General features: G+C 64.6%; 1 protein-coding gene. It reads left to right on the forward strand.

Annotated elements, in window-relative coordinates; translation table 11 throughout:
* Positions 1–48: 48 nt before the first annotated feature.
* On the forward strand, positions 49–1,140 hold the full coding sequence (locus ACFV9C_RS44785; protein ID WP_380204283.1) for an IS630 family transposase: 1,092 nt from the start codon (positions 49–51) through the stop codon (positions 1,138–1,140).

Raw genomic sequence — 1,140 nt, forward strand, 5'->3', positions numbered from 1 at the left:
CTAGTGTCCTGAGTCAGGAATTCGTGTTTTAAGTTGTAGGGTTGCTGGATGGCGAGGACGGGTCGGCCGAAGGCTGTGCTGGTGGTGACCGATGATGAGCGTGAGCAGTTGTTGCGCTGGTCGCGGCGGGCGAAGTCGGCGCAGTCGCTGGCGATGCGGTCGAAGATCGTGCTGGCCTGTGCGCAGGGGCTGGACAATATCCAGGTCGCGGCCAAGCTCGGCGTGGTGCCGGCGACGGTGAGTAAGTGGCGGCGGCGGTTCGTGGACCGGCGCTTGGACGGGCTGGTGGATGAACCCCGTCCCGGTGGGCCGCGCAGTATCACCGACGAGCAGATCGAGGCCGTGATCCTGGCGACGCTGGAGCGCACACCGAAGGATGCGACGCACTGGTCGCGGGCCTCGATGGCGGCCGAGAGCGGGTTGTCCAGTTCCACGGTCGGGCGGATCTGGCGCGAGTTTCGCCTCAAGCCGCACCTGGTCGACACCTTCAAGCTCAGCACCGATCCACTGTTCATCGAGAAGGTCCGTGACGTGGTGGGTCTGTATCTCGACCCGCCCGAGCGGGCGCTGGTGCTGTGCGTGGACGAGAAGAGCGGCATTCAGGCCCTGGACCGGTCCGCGCCGGTGCTGCCGATGATGCCGGGCATGCCCGAGCGGCGAACCCACGACTATGCCCGCTCGGGCACGACCACCTTGTTCGCCGCGCTCGATGTCGCCAGCGGTCAGGTGATCGGCTCGCTGCACCGCCGTCACCGGGCGATCGAGTTCAAGAAGTTCCTCGCCAAGATCGACGCCGAAGTCCCCGCCGACCTCGAAGTCCACCTGATCTGCGACAACCTGGCCACCCACAAGACCCCGGCCATCATCAAGTGGCTCGACGCGCATCCGCGGTTCCATCTGCATTTCACCCCGACCAGTTCGTCATGGCTCAACCAGGTCGAACGCTGGTTCGGGCTGCTCACCGACAGACAACTCCGCCGCGGCGTCCACAAATCCCTGCAGGCACTGGAAAGAGACATCCGCGCCTGGGTCACCAACTGGAACGACAACCCGCGACCGTTCACCTGGACCAAGACCGCCGACCAGATCTTCGAACGACTCAACGCATATATTCAAAGGATTCCTGGCGGGGGACACTAG

The sequence above is a fragment of the Kribbella sp. NPDC059898 genome, from assembly GCF_042730855.1.
In the GTDB taxonomy this organism is placed as follows: Bacteria; Actinomycetota; Actinomycetes; order Propionibacteriales; family Kribbellaceae; genus Kribbella.

Excerpts from the sequence above, each read along its gene's own strand:
- ACFV9C_RS44785 (WP_380204283.1), top strand. The coding sequence starts at position 49 with ATGGCGAGGACGGGTCGGCCGAAGGCTGTGCTGGTGGTGACCGATGAT.